Below are 17,721 nucleotides of genomic sequence, written 5' to 3'. Positions count from 1 at the left end.
CGGTACAACTCAATAGGTTTCGTAGTGGACAGCGTCGGCCAATGGCCGGCGCTGTCGCCATCCGAAGCGCTCGAGATCCGGAACCTGTTGAAACTCAGTCACCTTCCCGACGCACAGCCACGCAATGGGGCGTACGGGTGACGGAATGCCCATGAGTTCGGTGAGGTACTTCTCGTCGTAGAACGAAACCCAGCCGATGCCGATCTCCTCGGCTACCGCGGCGAGCCACAAATTCTGAATTGCGAGTACCGCCGAGAACAGTCCGGTGTCGTCGACGGTATGACGGCCGAGGATGTTCGGGCCACCGCGTGACGGGTCGTAAGTGACGACGATGCCGGTACCGCTCTCGGCGATTCCCTCGATCTTGATAGGGTCGAACGTCGATCGGCGATCCTCGGGCAAAGACTGCGCGAACTTCAGCCGGGCATCGGCGACATGTGCCGCGAAGGTATTGAGCGTCTCCGGATTACGAACGACGACAAAATCCCACGGTTGCGTGTTTCCCACGCTCGGCGCGCGATGGGCGGCGTCGAGAATGCGCATCAGAGTTTCGTCGGGGATGACCTCTCCCGAGAACTCGGCGCGAACGTCTCGCCGTCGCCGAATCGCTTCGTACACGGATACATCTGATTCACTCACGCCCCGACGGTATAGCGGTGCAATCCCAGCATGGCGTCGGGGTGCGGTTCGACCGTTTCCTCGCGCACGCAGGCGCGGAGTGCGCTGCCGACCACTCCCGAATCCATCCCGGTACCGATCACAACCAGTTGCGTGGTTCGAGGTTCGCCCGACTTCCACCGCAGCGGCGTGATCCGAACATGATCACCCACCGATTGGATCTCGAATTTTCCTGTGTAACCCGGAATCTCGAAGTTCACGAATCCTTTGATGCGGTACACCCCCGGCGGTTGATTCTCGAGGAAATGCGTCAGAGCCCTGGCATCGAGTGGCATCTCCGACGTGAAATCAACCGATTCGTAGCGGTGGTGCAGGTGATCGTGGTGACACGAGCCGTCCTCGTGATCGTCGTCGTGCCCCTCGCGCAAGAGCTCGTCGAGGCTCAGTTGATCGCCCGGAGCGGGAGGGGTCACCTCACCGGAATCGAACAGCAGAGCAGGGTCTATCCGTGAATGCGCCGTCTCCACTATCGGCGCTCGCGGATTCAACTCGCGAATTCCGGCCGTGAATCTCTCGCGCTCGGAGACCGGAACGCTGTCGATCTTGTTGACTACCACCAGGTCTGCCAGGCGGACATGTTGATCGAGCTCGGGATGTTCGCGGCGAACGGTGGAGAAATTGGCTCCGTCGACCAGGACCACCAGGCCGCCGTAGACGACAGACGGGTTCTCACTTCCGAGGACGAGTCGAATCATGTTCCGCGGCTCAGCAAGCCCGCTCGCCTCGATGACGATGACGTCGATCCCGGATTGCCGGTGCGCCAACTTGTTCAGCATCTCGTCCATGTCCGAGACGTCGACAGCGCAGCACAAACAGCCGTTACTGAGAGACACCATCGAATCGACCTGACCGGCGACCATCATCGAGTCGATGTTGACGGAGCCGAAGTCGTTGACGATCACGCCGATGCGTACACCGTCGTTGTTGCGCAGAAGATGGTTGAGCAGCGTCGTCTTGCCCGAACCGAGAAAGCCTGCGACGACTATTACGGGAATCTGCTTCTTCGCCACCACGCAACCTTCCGAAACCACACGTACCGATCAGTGATCGTAGTGGAGTGTGGCTCCGGAAGGTTCACGCTGACAGCAGACTCACACCGTGCAGAGCGGACGGATGTCCGACGTGCCCTCGGTGGTCGGTGACGTCAAGATCGTGCACGCGTTGTATCCACGGGATTCGGCGACCCGACGGATCTCACTCCAGCCTGCCGCGTCGACAATCGGGGACCGTGAGAGCACGAACCCGGAAAGCCTGAGTGGATCGCCCACCAGTGCCCACGAATAGTCGTCGGCGATATACGTGACGATGTAGTTGGGCGGACCGTCCAAGCTCTCCTGCGAGGGCACCCCGGGGAAGCTCACATGCAACTGGGCACCCGTTGCTGGATCGGTAACTCGGGCATTCCCGACGATCTCGTTGGCTTGGCCGGTCCACGTCGTACAGGTGTTCTTCACACTCACGTTCGACGAATCGACGATCCCGTAACTCGCCCGGGTGTCCTTCGCGCACGCGAGGTTGAAGGGCTGAGGAATCGCCGCCACCTGGTTCCATTCCCCTACGTAGCGCGCGGCGTCCAGGTTCGCCACCGGCTGCAGAGGTTCCCAGAGTGGGCTCGCCTGCGCGGTTCCCGAAAACAGCGTCGTTGCGGCGCACACTCCCGCAATCGCAATCGCACTTCGCCCCGACCACTTCATGTCATTGCTCCTCGTCTGTACAACGCTCGATCGGCATTGGTTCCTCAAGGTATTCGGAGCTGACGGACTGGAGGATGGGGACGTATGTAAAACTACTTTCGGTTTGTTCTGGACCTAATTCACAAACCTTATGTAGTCTTTGCTCAAAGATAGCTGAAAGTCGGACGGAGCTACTGTGATGAAGGTTGTCGACTTAGGTCTCGAGCGCACTCGCTATGCAGTCATCGACGAGACGATCGAGTCGAGGTGGCGCCGAGTCACCTCGATGCAGCACGACACCGTTGCCGTCGTGACTCCGCGCGACCGGATCACTTTCGCCGAACTCGAACTCCGGACCGATGCATTGGTCCGCGAACTTCGCCTACGTGGGTCACACGGGGCTCGCCCGGTTGCGGTCGATCTCGAACCAACCGCCGAGTCGGTGCCCGCCATCCTCGCTACTCTGATTTCCGGTCGACCTTTGGTCATGATCGACCCACAACTCCCCGAGGCCCGGCGAGCGCACATCATGAGCGCCTCGGGCGCCGTCGCGCTGCAGTCGATCCTCGACGAATCGGCCGCAACCGGCTTCCGTTTCGACAACGCGCTGGAACCATCGAGTTCCGACCCTGCCATGATCGCGTTCACATCAGGGACCAGTGGAGCGCCCAAGGGAGTCGTGTTGAGCCACTCCATGTGCCTGAACAAAGCCGACGAACTTGCCGCAGCAATCGACCTGCGCCCCGACGATCACATCGGAAACCTGTTGCCCGTCAGTTTCGGAGCCGGAATCACGGCCCTGATCATGGGACTGATGAACGGCGTCACGGTCTTCTGCTGGGATCCACGCGTAGACGGAGTTTCGGGAATCGACGACTGGCTGATCGAGAATTCGATCACGACCGCGCACTGCGCGCCGTCATTCCTGCGCGCGTGGTCAAGCCTCGAATCCGATGAAGCACCGGATAATTCGCTCGGATCGCTGCGGGTCGTCGTGACGTACGGGGAAGCAGTGCACGGCGAGGATTACGCGCGCCATCGCAGTCACGGCTTCGCTCGCGTCACTTACGTCAACTGGCTGGCCACCACCGAGACCGGTGTCGTCGCGTACAACGCGTTCCCACCACATTCCGAACTACCCGTCGGAGTGGTTCCGGCCGGACGTGCTCGCGACGGCAAGGACGTACAGATCGTCGATGTGAACGGCGTGCCTCTCCCCGACGGAGAGATCGGCGAGATACAGGTTGTCTCGAGCGATCTTGCCGATGGATACCACGGTGACCCGGATCGCACTGCGGCACGATTCACGCGCCTCGGCGACGGAGTGAGCATCTACCGGACCGGTGACCGGGGCCGTATCGACGAACGCGGCGAACTACAACTGCGGGGACGCGTCGACGACGCCGTCAAGATTCGGGGCTATTTGGTAGAGCCGATGGAAGTCGAGGCGCATATTCGTCGAATTCCCGGCGTCGCCGATGTTTTCGTGGCTGTTGTCCTCGAGAACGATCGACCGGAGATTGTCGCCTACGTGGTCCTGACCAAAGCCGTGATGGCACGGTCGGGCGCCGAAATGCGCCGCGAATTAGCCAAATTTCTACCGGCCTGGATGCTCCCCCGACATTTTGTTCTGATGCCAGCGTTGCCGCGCAACGAAAGAGGAAAGGTCGATCGCCCGACGCTGCCGACTGTCGCGGTGCGGTCCACTCCACCGACTCTCGCCGGGCCCGCCGAATTGTGGTTGTCCTCGATCTGGGAGTCGATTCTCGGTATCGACTCCATCGACCGTGATGACGACTTCTTCGAACTCGGTGGCGATTCGCTTGCTTCAACCGAAGTGGTGGCAAAGATTCACGACATGTTCCGGATCCGGATCACGGCGGCGGAGTTCGCGGCCGCCAGCACCGTCAAAGACCTTGCAGCGCTGGTGGATCGGTGCAGAATCGATCCCGATGATCGTGTCTGTCACAACACGATGGTTCCGCTGAAGCTCGAAGGGTCCGGGCGACCGCTGTTCATCATGAACGGAGCGGGGTGCCCATCGACGACGCTGTCCACCTTGTCGAAAGCGCTTCACACCGATCGGCCGGTTTACGCACTTCAGCCACATGGCTTCGAATCTCGCGGACTACCCGACCGGTCGGTGAAAGCAAGCGCCCGCCGTTTCATATTCGAAATCAAGAAGATTCAGCCCACCGGGCCATACCTCCTCGCCGGTTACTCGTACGGCGGCTACGTGGCGCTGGAGATGGCGTCACAGCTGTCCGAGTCCGGTGACACTGTCGAGCACGTCACCGTTCTCGACACCAGAATCTCCACGGAGACTGCCACACGACTGGCCGGTCGAGCGGGCATCAGTTTGGATCCGTCGATCGTCGACCTCGCACCACAACCATCCACCAATACCCGGTGGAAGCCGACCAGGCGCACCGTCGCGGCGATGTGGATCCGCACGCTCTTCGCCGGCATTCTGCAATACCCACCGGCCACCCAGTGGACGGTGTTCCTCTACATCGGCGGCCAGGCGCTCCGGAAGCATCGGATGCGAACGTGCGCCGCGCCTGTCACGGTGATCCGTGGAGCCACCAACAACCGTGGACGTGAGATCTGGTCACTCATCGCCACGGGCTCCCTCGAATTCGACGACGTCGACGCGTGTCACGAAGACGTCGTCCGTCAACCGTACGTCCGCAAGACTGCGGCGATCATCGACCGAATCTGCGATCGAGCGTGACCAACTACGGCTCACGTCCAGCTGTAGAAGAGAGAGCGGCGCGGAGTGACAGCCCATTCGGTCGTCGACGAACAGACCCTTTCCTTGACGAATCCACCCGCCCTGCCCGCAATGACCACTCCCGTTGACTCGTCGACACGAGTGGTCCGCTGGAACACACCTCGCCGCCTCCCGAGACTGATGCACCGACCTGCGAACTTCGGAGTCACCGGGCGCGGCGCGGAACCTTCGAGTCGATGCAGGATCGTTTCGGCCGCATGGACTCCCAAGGGGATCGCGGCCTGACAACTCATCCTCAGTGAGAGATCACCGACTGCGACCGCATCACCCGCACCAAAGATGTTGGGGTGGGACGAGCATTCCAGTCCATCGTCGACCTTCAGACGACCGAGTTCGTCGACGGGAAGGCTACTTCGGCGCGCCAGATCGGGGACCCCGAATTCGGTCGCGAGAATCGTGCAATCGGTCTCCACCCGTACACCTCCCGCTAGCTCGCAGGACGAACCGTCGATCCGAGTCACCCGGGATTCGGTGACAATATCAACCCCAAGGTCGGTCAATGTTCTGAGAATTGCCGATCGAGCACGCTCTGACAGATCCGGGGCCAAGATTCCTCCGGTCACCAAAGTGATTCGGCTGCTTCGCTGCTCAGCCAATTCTGCGGCAGTCTCGATCCCGGTGAGACCGCCGCCGACAACGCAGACCGCAGCCTTCTCGTCGAGAGTCGCCAGCCTGGACGAGAGGCGGACCGCGTCCTCGAATTCGGCGACGCCGAACCCGTGCTCGTCCGCCCCGGCGATCGTGCTGGGCAACTGCCTACTTCCGACTGCGTAGACCAAGTAGTCGTAGTCGAGCACGCTGCCGTCGTCGAGGGTGAGCCTGCCGAGCGCCGCCTCGATCGTCGTCACCTCTCCGAAGACTCGGTGTGCCGCACGCGGTAGCGCCCTGTCGAACGAGACCGTCGCGTCGTAGCCAGCCGCGATCATCTGATGGAGCCTGATTCTTTGCACGAAGTGTGGGCGCGGATTCACGACGCTCACCGTGATGTCCGACCGAGTTCGCAGCAGTCGCTTCGCTGCCATGACGCCCGCATATCCTGCCCCGATTATCGCCACGTGTGCACTCATGGTTCTCCGTTCCGCCGACGGTCCCCATGCCGAGAATGCACGGGATGATCAAGCCTCACCGCGGACAGTATTGCGCACGAAACAACAAATGCTCTGCACCGATTGGTGCAGAGCATTTGTTCGGGTGGAGCTAAGGGGACTCGAACCCCTGACCCCCACACTGCCAGTGTGGTGCGCTACCAGCTGCGCCATAGCCCCGTATTCAATTCACTCTAACAGTCGAACTCGCAGCGGCTTTTCTGCTTTCCGCTTGCTGGAAGAAAGTTACACCACTTGACTCCTGGGCAACAAATCGCCTGGTCAGAGCGAAGCGGCCGCTCCTCGTCCGAGCGGCCGCTTCAACTCAGGAGGAGAGCTTGGAAACCCAGTCGCTACTGCCCGTGTCAACGATCTTGCCGTTCGCCACTACCGTGGGCGTCCCGTTCGACCCGACATCCTTGAGCGCCTGGCTGGCGGCTGCAGCATTGGCCGCGGCTGCTTCGACGTTGGTACCGGAAGAGATGCAGGTTGCCACGTCCTCGGATGCGCCCGCATCACGAGCGATCTGGGCGAGGTCGTCGTTGGTGTGATCGCTGCTGCCGCCCTCGGCAGGCTGCGTGTCGGTCGCGAAAAGCTTGTTGTGGAATGCGGAGTACGCGATCGCGTCACCACCCTGAGCGACGCAGAGCAGAGCGGCGCCGGCCCGTGTGGAGTAGTCACCGCTGCCCGACGCCCGGTTGAGGAAGTTCAGCATGTGGTACCGCACGGCGACGTCACCGTTGTCGACGGCGGCCGCGAGAGCCTGGCCACTGAGGTGCTCGAGAGCAGCGCAGGCCGGGCACAGCGGATCCTCGAAGAGATCAATGGTCGTCGCGGCGGAGGGCTTGCCGAGCAGCACCACTCCGTTGTCCTGCACCGTGACGGCAACTTCGGAACTCTGCACGGAGCCGTAGCCGTCGTTCTGGGGCTTGTTCTTGCTGTTCGTCCACAAGACACCGCCGATGACGAGGGCCGCGATCACGAGCACCGCGAGGCCACCGATGATGTAGGTGGAGCGGCTCGAGACCGGTTCCGGCGAGTATTTGTTCTTGCTGCTCTTGGTGCTCACGCTGATGCAGTCCTTCGTGCGTCGAAACGATTTACCGATTGCTTACCTTGCCACTGAAGACTGAGTATCCACTGAGAACGCCGCGCGTGATCCGGGCCCCAATGCGAGCGGCGAACGCGGGAACACGAGCAGCCAGACGGCAAGTGCCAAGAAGCCGAGGTCCCGGAGAATCTCCTTCAAATAGTCCCAAGCGCCGACGTCGGCTGCACCTCCGCCGCCGAAACATCCGCAGTCGATGGACAATCCCCTGGCCCACACCGAAATGATCACCGCAATGAGAACCGTGAGGATGACCACCGAGACCGCAGCGGATACTCGCACCGCCAGCCCGACGAGGATCAGCAGGCCCAGCACTATTTCGACCAGGGGAAGAGCCGTCGCCACCGGACCTACCAGCGACTCGGGCAACAGTTGATAGGCGCGCACCGCGATCTTCGTCTGCACGGGATCAAAGAACTTGAGTCCCCCGGAAATCAGCCAAACGGCCGCCAAACCCAATCGGGCCACAAGACTCACGATGCGAATTGCCACCCGATCGAGAGTACAGAATGCCCGGTCAGTCCAGGTTTGTCCGCGCAGGAGTATCCGTTAGCACCGTCACATCAGTCAGATCTTCGACGACGGATTCGACGGGCTTCGTTCGCGACGGAACGAACAACCAACCCGTCGCCGACACGACTACTACGGCTCCCATCACCGCGAAGGCCGCCGAGTACGACACATGCTGGGCGATCAGTCCGGCACAAATCGGCGCCACTACCCCACCGATGTCGGACATCATCTGGAATACCGCCAGAACGGGTCCGCCTCGGGCCGTCGATCCGACAACATCGGCAACCGCGGCCTGCTGGGCCGGACTCATGAGCCCGGAGCCGACACCGGTCACTGCGGCGATGGCGAAGAACACCACAAGGTTGTCGGTGAATCCCATTGCGATGGTTCCCAGACCGCAGATGAGCAGACCGCTCACGACAAAGGGCTTGCGTCCGAAGCGGTCCGAGAGTCGTCCGGACACGATCAACACCAACGCGTTTCCGACGGCAAAGATCGTGAGAGCGTAGGCCGCTATCGACGGGTCTCGGTCGAGGAACTCCACGACGAACAGAGGGACCATGGCAACGCGAACTCCGAAGATCACCCCGCCGAAGGCGAGGTTCGATCCGAGCGCTGCCCGGTACACCGGCGACTGGAGCCCTTCTGTGAGAGTCATCGACTTCACATCGACAGCCTTGTCCGGTGACGCCAGGTGAGATCCACGCAGGCTCACGAAGACAACGAGCGCGGCGATCACCAGCGCAACTGCGTAGATGATGAACGGCATCCGCAGACCGAACTGCAACAGCGCACCGCCGACCAGCGGGCCGCCGATCGATCCCATGAGAAAGCTTGTCGCGTACAGCCCCGAGACGCGGCCGCGACTGTCCGGCGGTGACATGCGAATGATCAGCCCGAGAGCCGACACCGTGAACATCGTCGACCCGATACCGCCCAACGACCGGAACAGCAGAAGCTGCCAGTACTCCCCGGCGAAAGCGCACGCACCGGTCGAGACCGCGACGATCAAAAGGCCGACGATGTAGACCGGACGCTCACCGAGTTTCTGTACCAAAGTGCCGCTCATCGGCGCGAACACCAATCGCATGAATGCGAAAGACGAGATCACGATCGTGGCGGCGGTGACCGATACGTCGAAGCTGCGCGCGAACTGCGGTAGAGCCGGAGCGACCAACCCGAACCCGAGGGCGATGACGAAGCTGGCGGCGACCAGTACCCAAATTTCCTGTGGCAGCTTGGCTGCACGAGTTTTCATGTCGCCCGGAATTCTAGCCGGGCGACACGAGCGGTCCGCGAGCTAGTTCGCCTTCAAGACGCCGGACACCAAGTCCTTGGCCGCTGCCTGAACCTGAGCCAGATGATCGGCGCCCTTCATCGACTCGGCATAAATCTTGTACACGTCCTCCGTGCCGGACGGCCTCGCTGCAAACCACGCGTTCTCTGTCGTCACCTTGAGACCACCGATCGCCGCGCCGTTTCCGGGCGCCGCGGTCAGTGTCGCCGTGATCGGTTCACCCGCCAGTTCGGTCGCACTCACCTGATCGGGAGACAGTTTCGCCAAGACTGCCTTCTGTGCGCGTGTCGCGGGCGCATCGATCCGCGCGTACGCCGGGCTCCCGAACTTCTCGGCCAACGCGTCGTAATGCGCTGACGGAGACTTTCCCGTCACCGCGATGATTTCCGACGCGAGCAACGCAAGGATGATGCCGTCCTTGTCCGTCGTCCAGACGGAACCGTCGTGGCGGAGGAAGGATGCACCGGCGCTTTCCTCGCCGCCGAATCCCACCGACCCGTCGAGCAGACCGGGAACGAACCACTTGAAACCGACTGGAACCTCGAGCAATTCGCGGCCCACACTGCTAACCACGCGGTCGATCATCGAGGAACTCACGAGTGTCTTGCCCACCTTGGTGTCTGCGCGCCACCCTGGCCGGTTCGCGAAGAGATACTCGATGGCAACGGCGAGATAGTGATTCGGGTTCATCAAACCGCCGTCGGGTGTGACGATGCCATGGCGGTCGGAGTCTGCATCGTTTCCGGTCGCGATGTCGTAGCGATCCCGAATTCCGATCAGCGACGCCATCGCGTCGGGCGACGAGCAGTCCATGCGGATCTTGCCGTCAGTGTCGAGCGTCATGAATCGCCAGGTCGGATCGACGAGCGGATTCACCACTTCGAGGTCGAGTCGATGAGTTTCGGCAATCGCGCCCCAGTAGTCGACGCTTGCCCCGCCGAGGGGATCTGCACCGATCCTGATTCCGGCATCGCGGATTGCATCGAGGTTGAGGACAGAGGGGAGGTCTTCGACGTAGTACCGGAGGAAGTCGTAGCGTTCGACGCGGTCCAGCGCCTGCGCCGCCGTGACACGCCGTACCCCGGAAAGCCCCTTGCGCAGTAGCTCGTTCGCTCGATCGGCGATAACCGACGTCGCATCCGTATCCGCGGGTCCGCCGTGTGGCGGGTTGTATTTGAAGCCGCCGTCACGCGGCGGATTGTGTGAAGGCGTCACGACGATGCCGTCGGCCTTTGCCTCCGGTCCCGTCGAGTTGTACCGCAAGATCGCGTGGCTGACCGCCGGGGTGGGCGTGTAGGCATCGCGTGAATCGACGAGGACGACGACGTCGTTGGCGACCAGAACCTCCAAGGCCGACAGCCAGGCAGGCTCCGAGAGCGCATGTGTGTCGCGGCCGATGAACAGTGGTCCGTCGATGCCCTGCGAAGCGCGGTACTCGACAATCGCCTGGGTTGTCGCCAGGATGTGAGCTTCGTTGAACGCCGCGTCGAGACTGGAACCGCGATGTCCTGAAGTGCCGAAAAGTACCTGCTGCATCGGGTTCTCGGGATCCGGGGTGCGCGTGTAATACGCGGTGACCAGATGAGGAACGTCGATCAGATCCTCTGGCAGAGCCACTTGTCCTGCTCGTTCGTGCGCCACGAATCCCCCTCGGCCCGGTGGTCGACCACTGTGTCGACGCGACTGTGGACAATTGTCTACCCTGGCCGCGTGGCGTGCACGCTCGACGCCGGATCGGTCAATCGGTGATCTGGATTCCCAACCACGCAGCGGACAGTCCGACGATCAAACTGACGATGATGTAGATCAGCGAGAGGGCCGTCTGGCGCCTCTCGACCATCCCGACATTCTCGTTCGCAAAGGTCGAGTAGGTGGACAAGCCACCGCAGAATCCGGTCGCCAGAAGTGCAGCCATGTCGGTGGAAAGAGCTGCCCCGGTGAACAATCCAAGGAGGAAGCAGCCGATCACGTTGGCGGCGAACGTCGCAGCCGGGAATCCCTTGTACGCGGGTACATACCGCGCCAACAGGTACCGGCCGCTCGCACCAGCGCCGCCGCCGAGTGCCACCAGGAGAACTGTCATGCCGACGCTCCGTCCCGCGCGCGGATCCAGCGTTCACCGAGCCCTTTGCCCAGTGCAGCGGCGAGGATCGCGGGAATCAGCGTCCCGAGAACATAGAGAATCGATCGCCACGGACTCTCCGTCACGGCGTGAACCGCGAAGGACGAGAAAGTGGTGAAGCCGCCACAGAACCCGGTGCCGAGAAAGAGGTACCCAACCTTGTTGTGGACGAGGAGGGCCGCGAGAACACCGAGAACGAACGAGCCGACGACGTTGATGACCAGTGTCGTCCAGATGTGGGGAAAGAGCTCCCCCAGCCCGTATCGACTCAGTGCCCCCAATGCTCCGCCGACGGCGACCGCTCCCACCGCACCCGGCAGCTTCAGATCACCCATGCTCTCGCCTCACCCGAAAGAGCCTACGTCCCGGATCGGGCTTTCGGCGGGCGCGGAATGAAGTAACTTGTCCGCTGCTGATACTCGCGATAACCCGGACGCTGTTCCATATGTCGCTCGAGCAACCGCGCACCGGTGGCGAAGACCAGGAAGTACGTCATGGCGATCGGCGAGAGGACAGTCAACACTCCCGGCCACACGGACGCCGAGACGAGGAAGATCCCCCACCAGACGCATGCGTCGCCGAAATAGTTGGGATGCCGCGTCCACGCCCACAAGCCTTGATCCATGATGTGGCCACGGCTACCCGGATCGGATTTGAATTCCTCCATCTGCCGGTCGCCGACCGTCTCGAACGTGACGCCGACAATCCACAGCACGATTCCGAGCACAACAAGAAGCCCGAAGCTACCGTTCGATACTGCTGCGACCTGGATCGGCAGGGAGACGAACCACAACGAAATCCCCTGCGTGAGATAAATCTTGCGGATCGCATACAGCGTTCGATTACCCGTCGCTCGTCCGAGCATTTCTTCGTACCGCGGGTCTTCACCCTTGCCGCGGGATCTGATCGCCATGTGCGTCGCCAACCGCAGACCCCAGATCGCCACCAGCGCAAGCATCAGCAACCGGCGCCAGATGTCGCCGGTTCCAACTACCGCGGACACGAGCGCGATCAGAACGAAGCCGGCGCCCCACGACACGTCGACAACATTGTGCCGCCCGATCCGTACACCGATGGTGGCTGTCACTGCCATTCCGACGGCGATCGCCAACAGGCTCGTGAGCGTGACCACTCCGAATGCGCCCCAGTCGAATCCGTTCATCGCCGCGACACCCACTGCGGCCGGACCGATTCCATATCCGATCGACCATCACCGTGCGGCCGGACCGACAGAATCTGATCGACGCCCATCCTGCCGTCCCGAAATGCCATTCCTCCGCCGACGAGGTAGAGACGCCACACCCGGGCGACTTCGACACCCACGAGATCCACGACGCGATCCCAGTTCGATTCGAAGGTCTCGATCCACGCGTCGACGGTCCTCACGTAGTGCTCACGCAGGGCGTGGACGTCCCGCACTTCGAGTCCACCTTCCTCGATCATCGCAACAGTGCGACCGACGGGCCGCATGTACATGTCCGGCGCGATGAACGACTCGATGAACGGACCTCCCCCGGGGTGCGGGCCAGTGCGGGACATCTGCTGAATCAGCACACGGCCACCGGCAATAACATTGTCGTGGAGCGCTTTCACGTAGGTCGGATAGTTGTCCTCACCGACGTGCTCACCCATCTCGATGGACGCGACCGCATCGAAGGGACCGTCTGGAATCTCTCGATAATCTTGGAGGCGAATCTCGACCCAGTCTTCCAAACCGAGCGCGCGGACCTTCGCGTCGACAAAAGCCTTCTGCTCCGCCGAGATCGTGATTCCGACAACCCTGGCGCCGTACTCCCGCGCTGCATGCAGGCTGAGCGAGCCCCAACCACAGCCGACATCGAGAAACCGCAAGCCTCGCGCTCGATCGAGACCGACCTTGCGGCACACCAGGTCCAGCTTGTCTGTCTGTGAGTCTTCGAGCGTGTAGTCCGGTGCATCGGAAGTCCAATAGCCCGAGGAGTACGCCATGTTCTCATCGAGGATCAATTGGTAGAAATCGTTCGACAAATCGTAGTGGTGCCCGATCGCCTCGCGGTCGCGCGCGAGACTGTGCAAGCGGCCCTTCACCTGAGCCTGCGACGACGGTGGAGCCAAAGGTCTCCCGAAAGCACCGAAGGATCGCGCAGCCTTGACCGCGGCCAGGACGAGAGACGGGGTCGGGGTGATCGACCCGAGCCCCCGCTCGGCAGAGACCTTCCACACGTGTGTGAGCGCATCACCGAGATCGCCTTCGACCTCGAGTTCACCGAGAACATATGCCTGCGCCGCTCCCAACTCGCCGGGATTCCAGAGCAAGCGTCGCAGCACATTCGGGCTGTAGAGCGTCACTTTCGGAGCATCTTCCGGACCTGCTGTGCTGCCGTCCCAAGCAGTCAATCTCACCGGAAGTTCGCCGCCGACAAGTGGACTGAGGATGTCCGAGAGACGACCCGCAACGCCGGTACCTTGTGCCGTTCGATCCATCGTGGCGGTCATCGCTGGTTCCTCCGATCGAGAACAATTTGCTGGACGTCGAGATACCCCGAGCGAAACCCCGCCTCGGAGTAGCAGAGATAGAAATGCCACATGCGCGCGAACACTGCGTCGAACCCGAGCGCGGACGCTTCGTCGGTGCGAGCACTGAAACGCTCGTCCCACAGCCGCAACGTCTGCGCGTAGTGATCGCCCATCGACATCCGCTCACGCACCCGAAGGGTTGTCATGCGTTCGGTGACGTCCTCTATCGCCCGCACCGACGGGAGAAATCCGCCGGGGAAGATGTACTTGTGCACCCAGGTGTAGGTGTTGCGGGTCGCGAGCATCCGATCGTGCGGCATCGTGATGGCTTGGATCGCCGCGCGCCCACCCGGCGCCAGCAGGGCGTCGATCGTCTGGAAGTAGCTTCCCCAGTACTGGTGGCCGACAGCCTCGATCATCTCGACCGACACGACGGCGTCGTACTCCCCCTGTACTTGCCGATAGTCGAGAAGGTCGACCTGAACGCGATCGGCCAGTCCCGCAGCGCTTATCCGCTTCGCCGCCAATTCCTGCTGTTCGACCGACAGGGTCACTGAGCGCACCGTTGCTCCGCGCTCGGCTGCTCGAATCGCCAATTCTCCCCAGCCTGTGCCGATTTCGAGCACTCGCGAACCGGGACCGACACCCGCACCGTCCAGCAGGCGATCGATCTTCCGATGCTGAGCCGCTGCGAACGCGTCCCACGACGGGGTAGCTCCCACCGACAGATCCTCGAAGAGAGCACTGGAATACGTCATGGTGTCGTCGAGGAACAGTTCGAACATCTCGTTCGAGAGGTCGTAGTGCCGGGAGATGTTCGAGCGCGTGTTCTGCGTCGAATTCCGCTCACTGCGAGGCTGCTTCGGAATGTAGAGGCCTCGTAGCCGCTGCAGGAAGTCGGGAATCAGCGTCGCCACCCGGGAGGCGAAGACTTCCAGGACCGCGGTGAGGTCGGAGGCTTCCCAATCGCCCGCCATGTACGACTCGCCGAATCCGATCAACCCACTGTCGCCCACACGAGCAGCGAAGTCGTCTGGACGGTGGATGACCATCAACGGCGAATCCGGACTACCTCCACCGGAGAACTCACCGTTGGGCATCTGAACGCGCAGCGGCAAGCGCGCGACCGCCTTGTGGAACAGGGCGCGGGCAACCGGCGACGCAACCCTCACTTTGAAACCGCTGGGCACCGTGGCAACGCCCGGCCACCGCTCGGATTCGATCGTGTGAGCGGAAGGTTCGGTGCCGAGAGTGGTCGTGGTCATTGCACTGCCTCCTGCGGGTGATGTTGCGGTCGGGGAACGATGGGTAAGCGCCTGGCCCACAGCCGGATTCCTTGAAATCTGATCTGCGCGGCGACTCGCAGCGGAGCCAGCGGGATGGAGAGCGCACTGCGGACGATCTCGCGCGTCGTCGCCGGCACACAACGACCGGACACCGTGGCTACGAATGGCGCCTTGCCGCCACGGGCCAGAACTATCGAGAGCGCGAGCGCGGTGTCGGGTAGCGGCAATCGCATCCGGTACTCGCCGTCCAGATCGTTGAATGGAGACACGTAGAACTCTTTGGACGTGCGAGCCCCGCCGCGTTCGTCGGTTTCGAGCAGGTAGCAATGCCGCTCGCCGTAGGTGTTGTGAACCTCGGCAACGACGCACCGCTGACTGCCGTCGTCGTTCAGACACCAGAACACACTCAGTGGGTTGAACACATGCCCGAGAACACGTGCGTTCGCAAGCATGAGGATGCGGCCGCCGGCGAACTCCAATCCGTTAGTTGCCAGAAAAGACTCGACGTTGGCACGAATCGATCGGGTGGGGTCGCCGAGGTGATCTCCGGCGTCGAACTTCGCCAAGGGTCGCAAAGCCTTCGGGAGCTCGGGCAGATCGTCGACGTCGACGAGCCAGCTGTAGCTTCGGTACTCGAACTCGTTGTGCAACGGCTCCGTTCGTACGTGCCGGATGCTCGTATGAACGATGGACGGCGTGATGGGTGCAGTCACGGCCACCGACCTCCGACGCGTTCGGCGGCACGCAGGCCAGACAGTGCACCGTCCTCGTGGAAGCCCCATCCGTGGTACGCACCGGCAAACGCGAGCACGTCCGAGTCCAACTCGGGAAGCCGCGCTTGAGCGGCGACGGAGGTGGGTGTGTACTGCGGATGCTCGTAGGTCATCTGATCGATCACCGAGTCCGGGGACACCATTTCGTCTCCCCCCAACGTCACCAGGTAGCGCCGACCGGTCTCCGGCAGCCGCTGCAACCTCGTCATGTCGTAGCTGACCAGAACGTGATCTGGCTTCGCGTTGCATTCAGGGATGTAGTAGTTCCACGACGCGCGCGCATTGGTGTTGCCGGGCAGCACATTTTCGTCCGTGTGAAGTTGGGTGTGGTTGACGGAGTACGGCATTGCGCCGAGGACCTGGGATTCGGCAGGCGTCGGATCCGCCAAAATCTTCAGTGCTTGCTGCGGATGCGTTGCGACCACAACTGCGTCGAAGGTCTGGATCTGGTCGTCGCCGTCACGAATGTCGACGCGATCGTCGAACCGGTGGACGGCGCGAACCGGCGTGTTCAAGCGGATATCCCCGATGCTTTTGGCGACGAGACGAACGTATTCGCCCGATCCACCGGTGACTGTTCGCCAGGTCGGCGATCCAGTGACGCTCAGCATTCCGTGGTGATCGAGGAACGCGAACAGGTACCGCGCGGGATATTTCAGCGCCGAGCCGGGATCACACGACCAGACTGCCGACACGAGCGGAGTCATGAAGTGAGCGGTGAAGTAGTCGGAGAACCGGCCGCTGCGCAGAAACACTCCCAGTGTCTGGTCGGGTGCCGACGGATCCGTGTTGTCGAGCAGGGCGCGGGCACGGCGATGGAAGCGCTTGACCTCCATCAACATGGACAGAAAGCTGCCGTTGACAAGGAGCCCCGGCGTCGGGAGAACGCCGCGCAACCCTTGGCCCCCCGAGTACTCGAGACCGCAACCCCCACACCTGACCGACATACTCATGTCGGATTCCTGCGTAGGCACATCGAGTTCTGCGAACAATCGCAACAATGTCGGATAGGTGCGATCGTTGTGAACGATGAACCCCGTGTCGATGGCGAGGCTTCGCCCTTCCGGGTCGGTGACCGAATGGGTGTCCGCGTGCCCGCCGAGCCGTGAATCCGCTTCGTAGAGGGTGACGTCACTGTCCTTACTGAGCACCCACGCCGCTGTCAGACCTGCGACACCACTACCGACGACGGCCACCTTGCGCTTGTCGGAACTCATCGTCGTTCTCCCATCTTTGTTGCGGCTACCCCGCGACTCATTCGTGCGATTGCATCCGCGACGAGGCGATGCCAGGTCGCCGCCCGACGGAGCATGAAGTGGCCTGCGCCGTCGATGCCGATCCATTCAGCGCTGTTACCCGACTTCTGCAGTTCGTCAACTTTCCGACGAGACGCTGCCGGGTCGGTCCACGAGTCGGCCGTGCCGTGGAGCACAACCAGTGGTGTGTCCGAACGCAGATTCACCGACGTTCCATCGGGCCACCACGGCGCCAGCGCAACCACACCGACCACCGCCGGATCGCCACACAGTTCGGCGGCGACCCGTCCGCCCATCGAGTGGCCCAGCAAAATCACCCGAGCTTGTGCATTACGTTTCGTTATCGCGTCGAGTGCGGCTCGCGCGTCGGCGACCGGACTGCGCTCGGCACCGTTCCAACCACGCACCCGATAGCGAGCCTGCACCGCTCTCACACCGGAGCGGCGAAGCTGAGCGGTGAACGGGCGCATCCGAAGGTTGGACAGATGCCAGGCGCGAGCCGGGCGATGGCTCGAGACCTTTCCTCCAGGCAGCACGAGCACCACCAGGTGCTGGTCACCGTCCTGCTGTTGCCGTCGGTTGGGCGTCATGCATGGCATTCGGAGCCGAAAACCATTTGGATGGGGTTCGTAGAATTTCT

General features: G+C 62.1%; 17 protein-coding genes and 1 tRNA gene. 1 reads left to right on the top strand and 17 read right to left on the bottom strand.

Annotated elements, in window-relative coordinates; translation table 11 throughout:
* Positions 1–9 precede the first annotated feature (9 nt).
* The 3 genes from bluB to AC3WQS_RS08100 form a co-directional block, all read right to left on the bottom strand.
* Positions 10–639 carry a 5,6-dimethylbenzimidazole synthase gene (gene bluB / locus AC3WQS_RS08110; protein ID WP_019747874.1) on the bottom strand — a complete coding sequence of 210 codons (630 nt, stop codon included), beginning with the start codon at positions 637–639 and terminating at the stop codon, positions 10–12.
* Positions 636–1,688, bottom strand: a complete 1,053-nt coding sequence (locus tag AC3WQS_RS08105) for a CobW family GTP-binding protein (protein ID WP_029255081.1) — start codon at positions 1,686–1,688, stop codon at positions 636–638. The genes bluB and AC3WQS_RS08105 overlap by 4 nt, the downstream gene beginning before the upstream one ends.
* A gap of 81 nt (positions 1,689–1,769) precedes the next feature.
* The gene (locus AC3WQS_RS08100; protein WP_019747872.1) at positions 1,770–2,372 is read right to left on the bottom strand and encodes a lipocalin family protein; all 603 of its coding nucleotides are present in this window, start codon (positions 2,370–2,372) and stop codon (positions 1,770–1,772) included.
* A gap of 178 nt (positions 2,373–2,550) precedes the next feature.
* On the opposite strand from AC3WQS_RS08100, the gene AC3WQS_RS08095 reads away from it, so the two are divergent.
* On the top strand, positions 2,551–5,085 hold the full coding sequence (locus tag AC3WQS_RS08095) for an AMP-binding protein (RefSeq protein ID WP_492712702.1): 2,535 nt from the start codon (positions 2,551–2,553) through the stop codon (positions 5,083–5,085).
* Between the two features lie 11 nt (positions 5,086–5,096).
* On the opposite strand, the gene AC3WQS_RS08090 is transcribed toward AC3WQS_RS08095, so the two are convergent.
* From AC3WQS_RS08090 to AC3WQS_RS08025, 14 genes are all read right to left on the bottom strand, one after another.
* Positions 5,097–6,212 carry an NAD(P)/FAD-dependent oxidoreductase gene (locus tag AC3WQS_RS08090; protein ID WP_492712701.1) on the bottom strand — a complete coding sequence of 372 codons (1,116 nt, stop codon included), beginning with the start codon at positions 6,210–6,212 and terminating at the stop codon, positions 5,097–5,099.
* A 125-nt stretch (positions 6,213–6,337) separates the two neighbouring features.
* Positions 6,338–6,410, bottom strand: a tRNA-Ala gene (locus AC3WQS_RS08085).
* Positions 6,411–6,555: 145 nt separating this feature from the next.
* Positions 6,556–7,299: a DsbA family protein gene (locus AC3WQS_RS08080; protein ID WP_007731305.1), complete on the bottom strand. Its 744-nt coding sequence runs from the start codon at positions 7,297–7,299 to the stop codon at positions 6,556–6,558.
* A gap of 42 nt (positions 7,300–7,341) precedes the next feature.
* A complete protein-coding gene (locus AC3WQS_RS08075) occupies positions 7,342–7,830 on the bottom strand; it encodes a MauE/DoxX family redox-associated membrane protein (RefSeq protein WP_019747868.1) in 489 nt (162 codons plus the stop codon).
* A 25-nt stretch (positions 7,831–7,855) separates the two neighbouring features.
* Complete coding sequence (locus AC3WQS_RS08070; RefSeq protein ID WP_084326404.1) at positions 7,856–9,109, bottom strand: MFS transporter; 1,254 nt, start codon at positions 9,107–9,109, stop codon at positions 7,856–7,858.
* Positions 9,110–9,151: 42 nt separating this feature from the next.
* Positions 9,152–10,789, bottom strand: a complete 1,638-nt coding sequence (gene pgm, locus AC3WQS_RS08065) for a phosphoglucomutase (alpha-D-glucose-1,6-bisphosphate-dependent) (RefSeq protein WP_151531903.1) — start codon at positions 10,787–10,789, stop codon at positions 9,152–9,154.
* Between the two features lie 97 nt (positions 10,790–10,886).
* On the bottom strand, positions 10,887–11,231 hold the full coding sequence (crcB, locus tag AC3WQS_RS08060; protein ID WP_060938641.1) for a fluoride efflux transporter CrcB: 345 nt from the start codon (positions 11,229–11,231) through the stop codon (positions 10,887–10,889).
* A complete protein-coding gene (locus AC3WQS_RS08055; RefSeq protein ID WP_019747864.1) occupies positions 11,228–11,605 on the bottom strand; it encodes a fluoride efflux transporter FluC in 378 nt (125 codons plus the stop codon). Before AC3WQS_RS08055 ends, crcB begins: the two co-directional genes overlap by 4 nt.
* A gap of 23 nt (positions 11,606–11,628) precedes the next feature.
* Entirely contained in the window at positions 11,629–12,432 is an 804-nt protein-coding gene (locus tag AC3WQS_RS08050) for a DUF1295 domain-containing protein (RefSeq protein WP_099697432.1), read from the bottom strand.
* Complete coding sequence (locus tag AC3WQS_RS08045; RefSeq protein WP_492712700.1) at positions 12,429–13,745, bottom strand: class I SAM-dependent methyltransferase; 1,317 nt, start codon at positions 13,743–13,745, stop codon at positions 12,429–12,431. Before AC3WQS_RS08045 ends, AC3WQS_RS08050 begins: the two co-directional genes overlap by 4 nt.
* Complete coding sequence (locus tag AC3WQS_RS08040) at positions 13,742–15,031, bottom strand: SAM-dependent methyltransferase (protein ID WP_019747861.1); 1,290 nt, start codon at positions 15,029–15,031, stop codon at positions 13,742–13,744. The genes AC3WQS_RS08045 and AC3WQS_RS08040 overlap by 4 nt, the downstream gene beginning before the upstream one ends.
* The gene (locus AC3WQS_RS08035; RefSeq protein WP_019747860.1) at positions 15,028–15,771 is read right to left on the bottom strand and encodes a DUF1365 domain-containing protein; all 744 of its coding nucleotides are present in this window, start codon (positions 15,769–15,771) and stop codon (positions 15,028–15,030) included. The genes AC3WQS_RS08040 and AC3WQS_RS08035 overlap by 4 nt, the downstream gene beginning before the upstream one ends.
* Entirely contained in the window at positions 15,762–17,042 is a 1,281-nt protein-coding gene (locus tag AC3WQS_RS08030) for an NAD(P)/FAD-dependent oxidoreductase (RefSeq protein ID WP_492712699.1), read from the bottom strand. Before AC3WQS_RS08030 ends, AC3WQS_RS08035 begins: the two co-directional genes overlap by 10 nt.
* Positions 17,039–17,671 (bottom strand): alpha/beta hydrolase, encoded by a 633-nt coding sequence (locus AC3WQS_RS08025; protein WP_041814884.1) that lies wholly within the window; start codon positions 17,669–17,671, stop codon positions 17,039–17,041. The genes AC3WQS_RS08030 and AC3WQS_RS08025 overlap by 4 nt, the downstream gene beginning before the upstream one ends.
* Positions 17,672–17,721 lie beyond the last annotated feature (50 nt).

The sequence above is a fragment of the Rhodococcus sp. FW305-130 genome (genome assembly GCF_058788335.1).
The sequence above is the reverse complement of the archived record's forward strand: the minus strand, read 5'-3'. Positions and strand labels throughout refer to the sequence as shown.

Bases quoted from the DNA above. Each gene is read 5' to 3' on its own strand.
- AC3WQS_RS08100 (WP_019747872.1), bottom strand. From the start codon at position 2,372: ATGAAGTGGTCGGGGCGAAGTGCGATTGCGATTGCGGGAGTGTGCGCC.
- AC3WQS_RS08095 (WP_492712702.1), top strand. From the start codon at position 2,551: ATGAAGGTTGTCGACTTAGGTCTCGAGCGCACTCGCTATGCAGTCATC.
- AC3WQS_RS08090 (WP_492712701.1), bottom strand. From the start codon at position 6,212: ATGAGTGCACACGTGGCGATAATCGGGGCAGGATATGCGGGCGTCATG.
- AC3WQS_RS08070 (WP_084326404.1), bottom strand. From the start codon at position 9,109: ATGAAAACTCGTGCAGCCAAGCTGCCACAGGAAATTTGGGTACTGGTC.
- crcB (WP_060938641.1), bottom strand. From the start codon at position 11,231: ATGACAGTTCTCCTGGTGGCACTCGGCGGCGGCGCTGGTGCGAGCGGC.
- AC3WQS_RS08055 (WP_019747864.1), bottom strand. From the start codon at position 11,605: ATGGGTGATCTGAAGCTGCCGGGTGCGGTGGGAGCGGTCGCCGTCGGC.
- AC3WQS_RS08050 (WP_099697432.1), bottom strand. From the start codon at position 12,432: ATGAACGGATTCGACTGGGGCGCATTCGGAGTGGTCACGCTCACGAGC.
- AC3WQS_RS08045 (WP_492712700.1), bottom strand. From the start codon at position 13,745: ATGACCGCCACGATGGATCGAACGGCACAAGGTACCGGCGTTGCGGGT.
- AC3WQS_RS08040 (WP_019747861.1), bottom strand. From the start codon at position 15,031: ATGACCACGACCACTCTCGGCACCGAACCTTCCGCTCACACGATCGAA.
- AC3WQS_RS08030 (WP_492712699.1), bottom strand. From the start codon at position 17,042: ATGAGTTCCGACAAGCGCAAGGTGGCCGTCGTCGGTAGTGGTGTCGCA.
- AC3WQS_RS08025 (WP_041814884.1), bottom strand. From the start codon at position 17,671: ATGACGCCCAACCGACGGCAACAGCAGGACGGTGACCAGCACCTGGTG.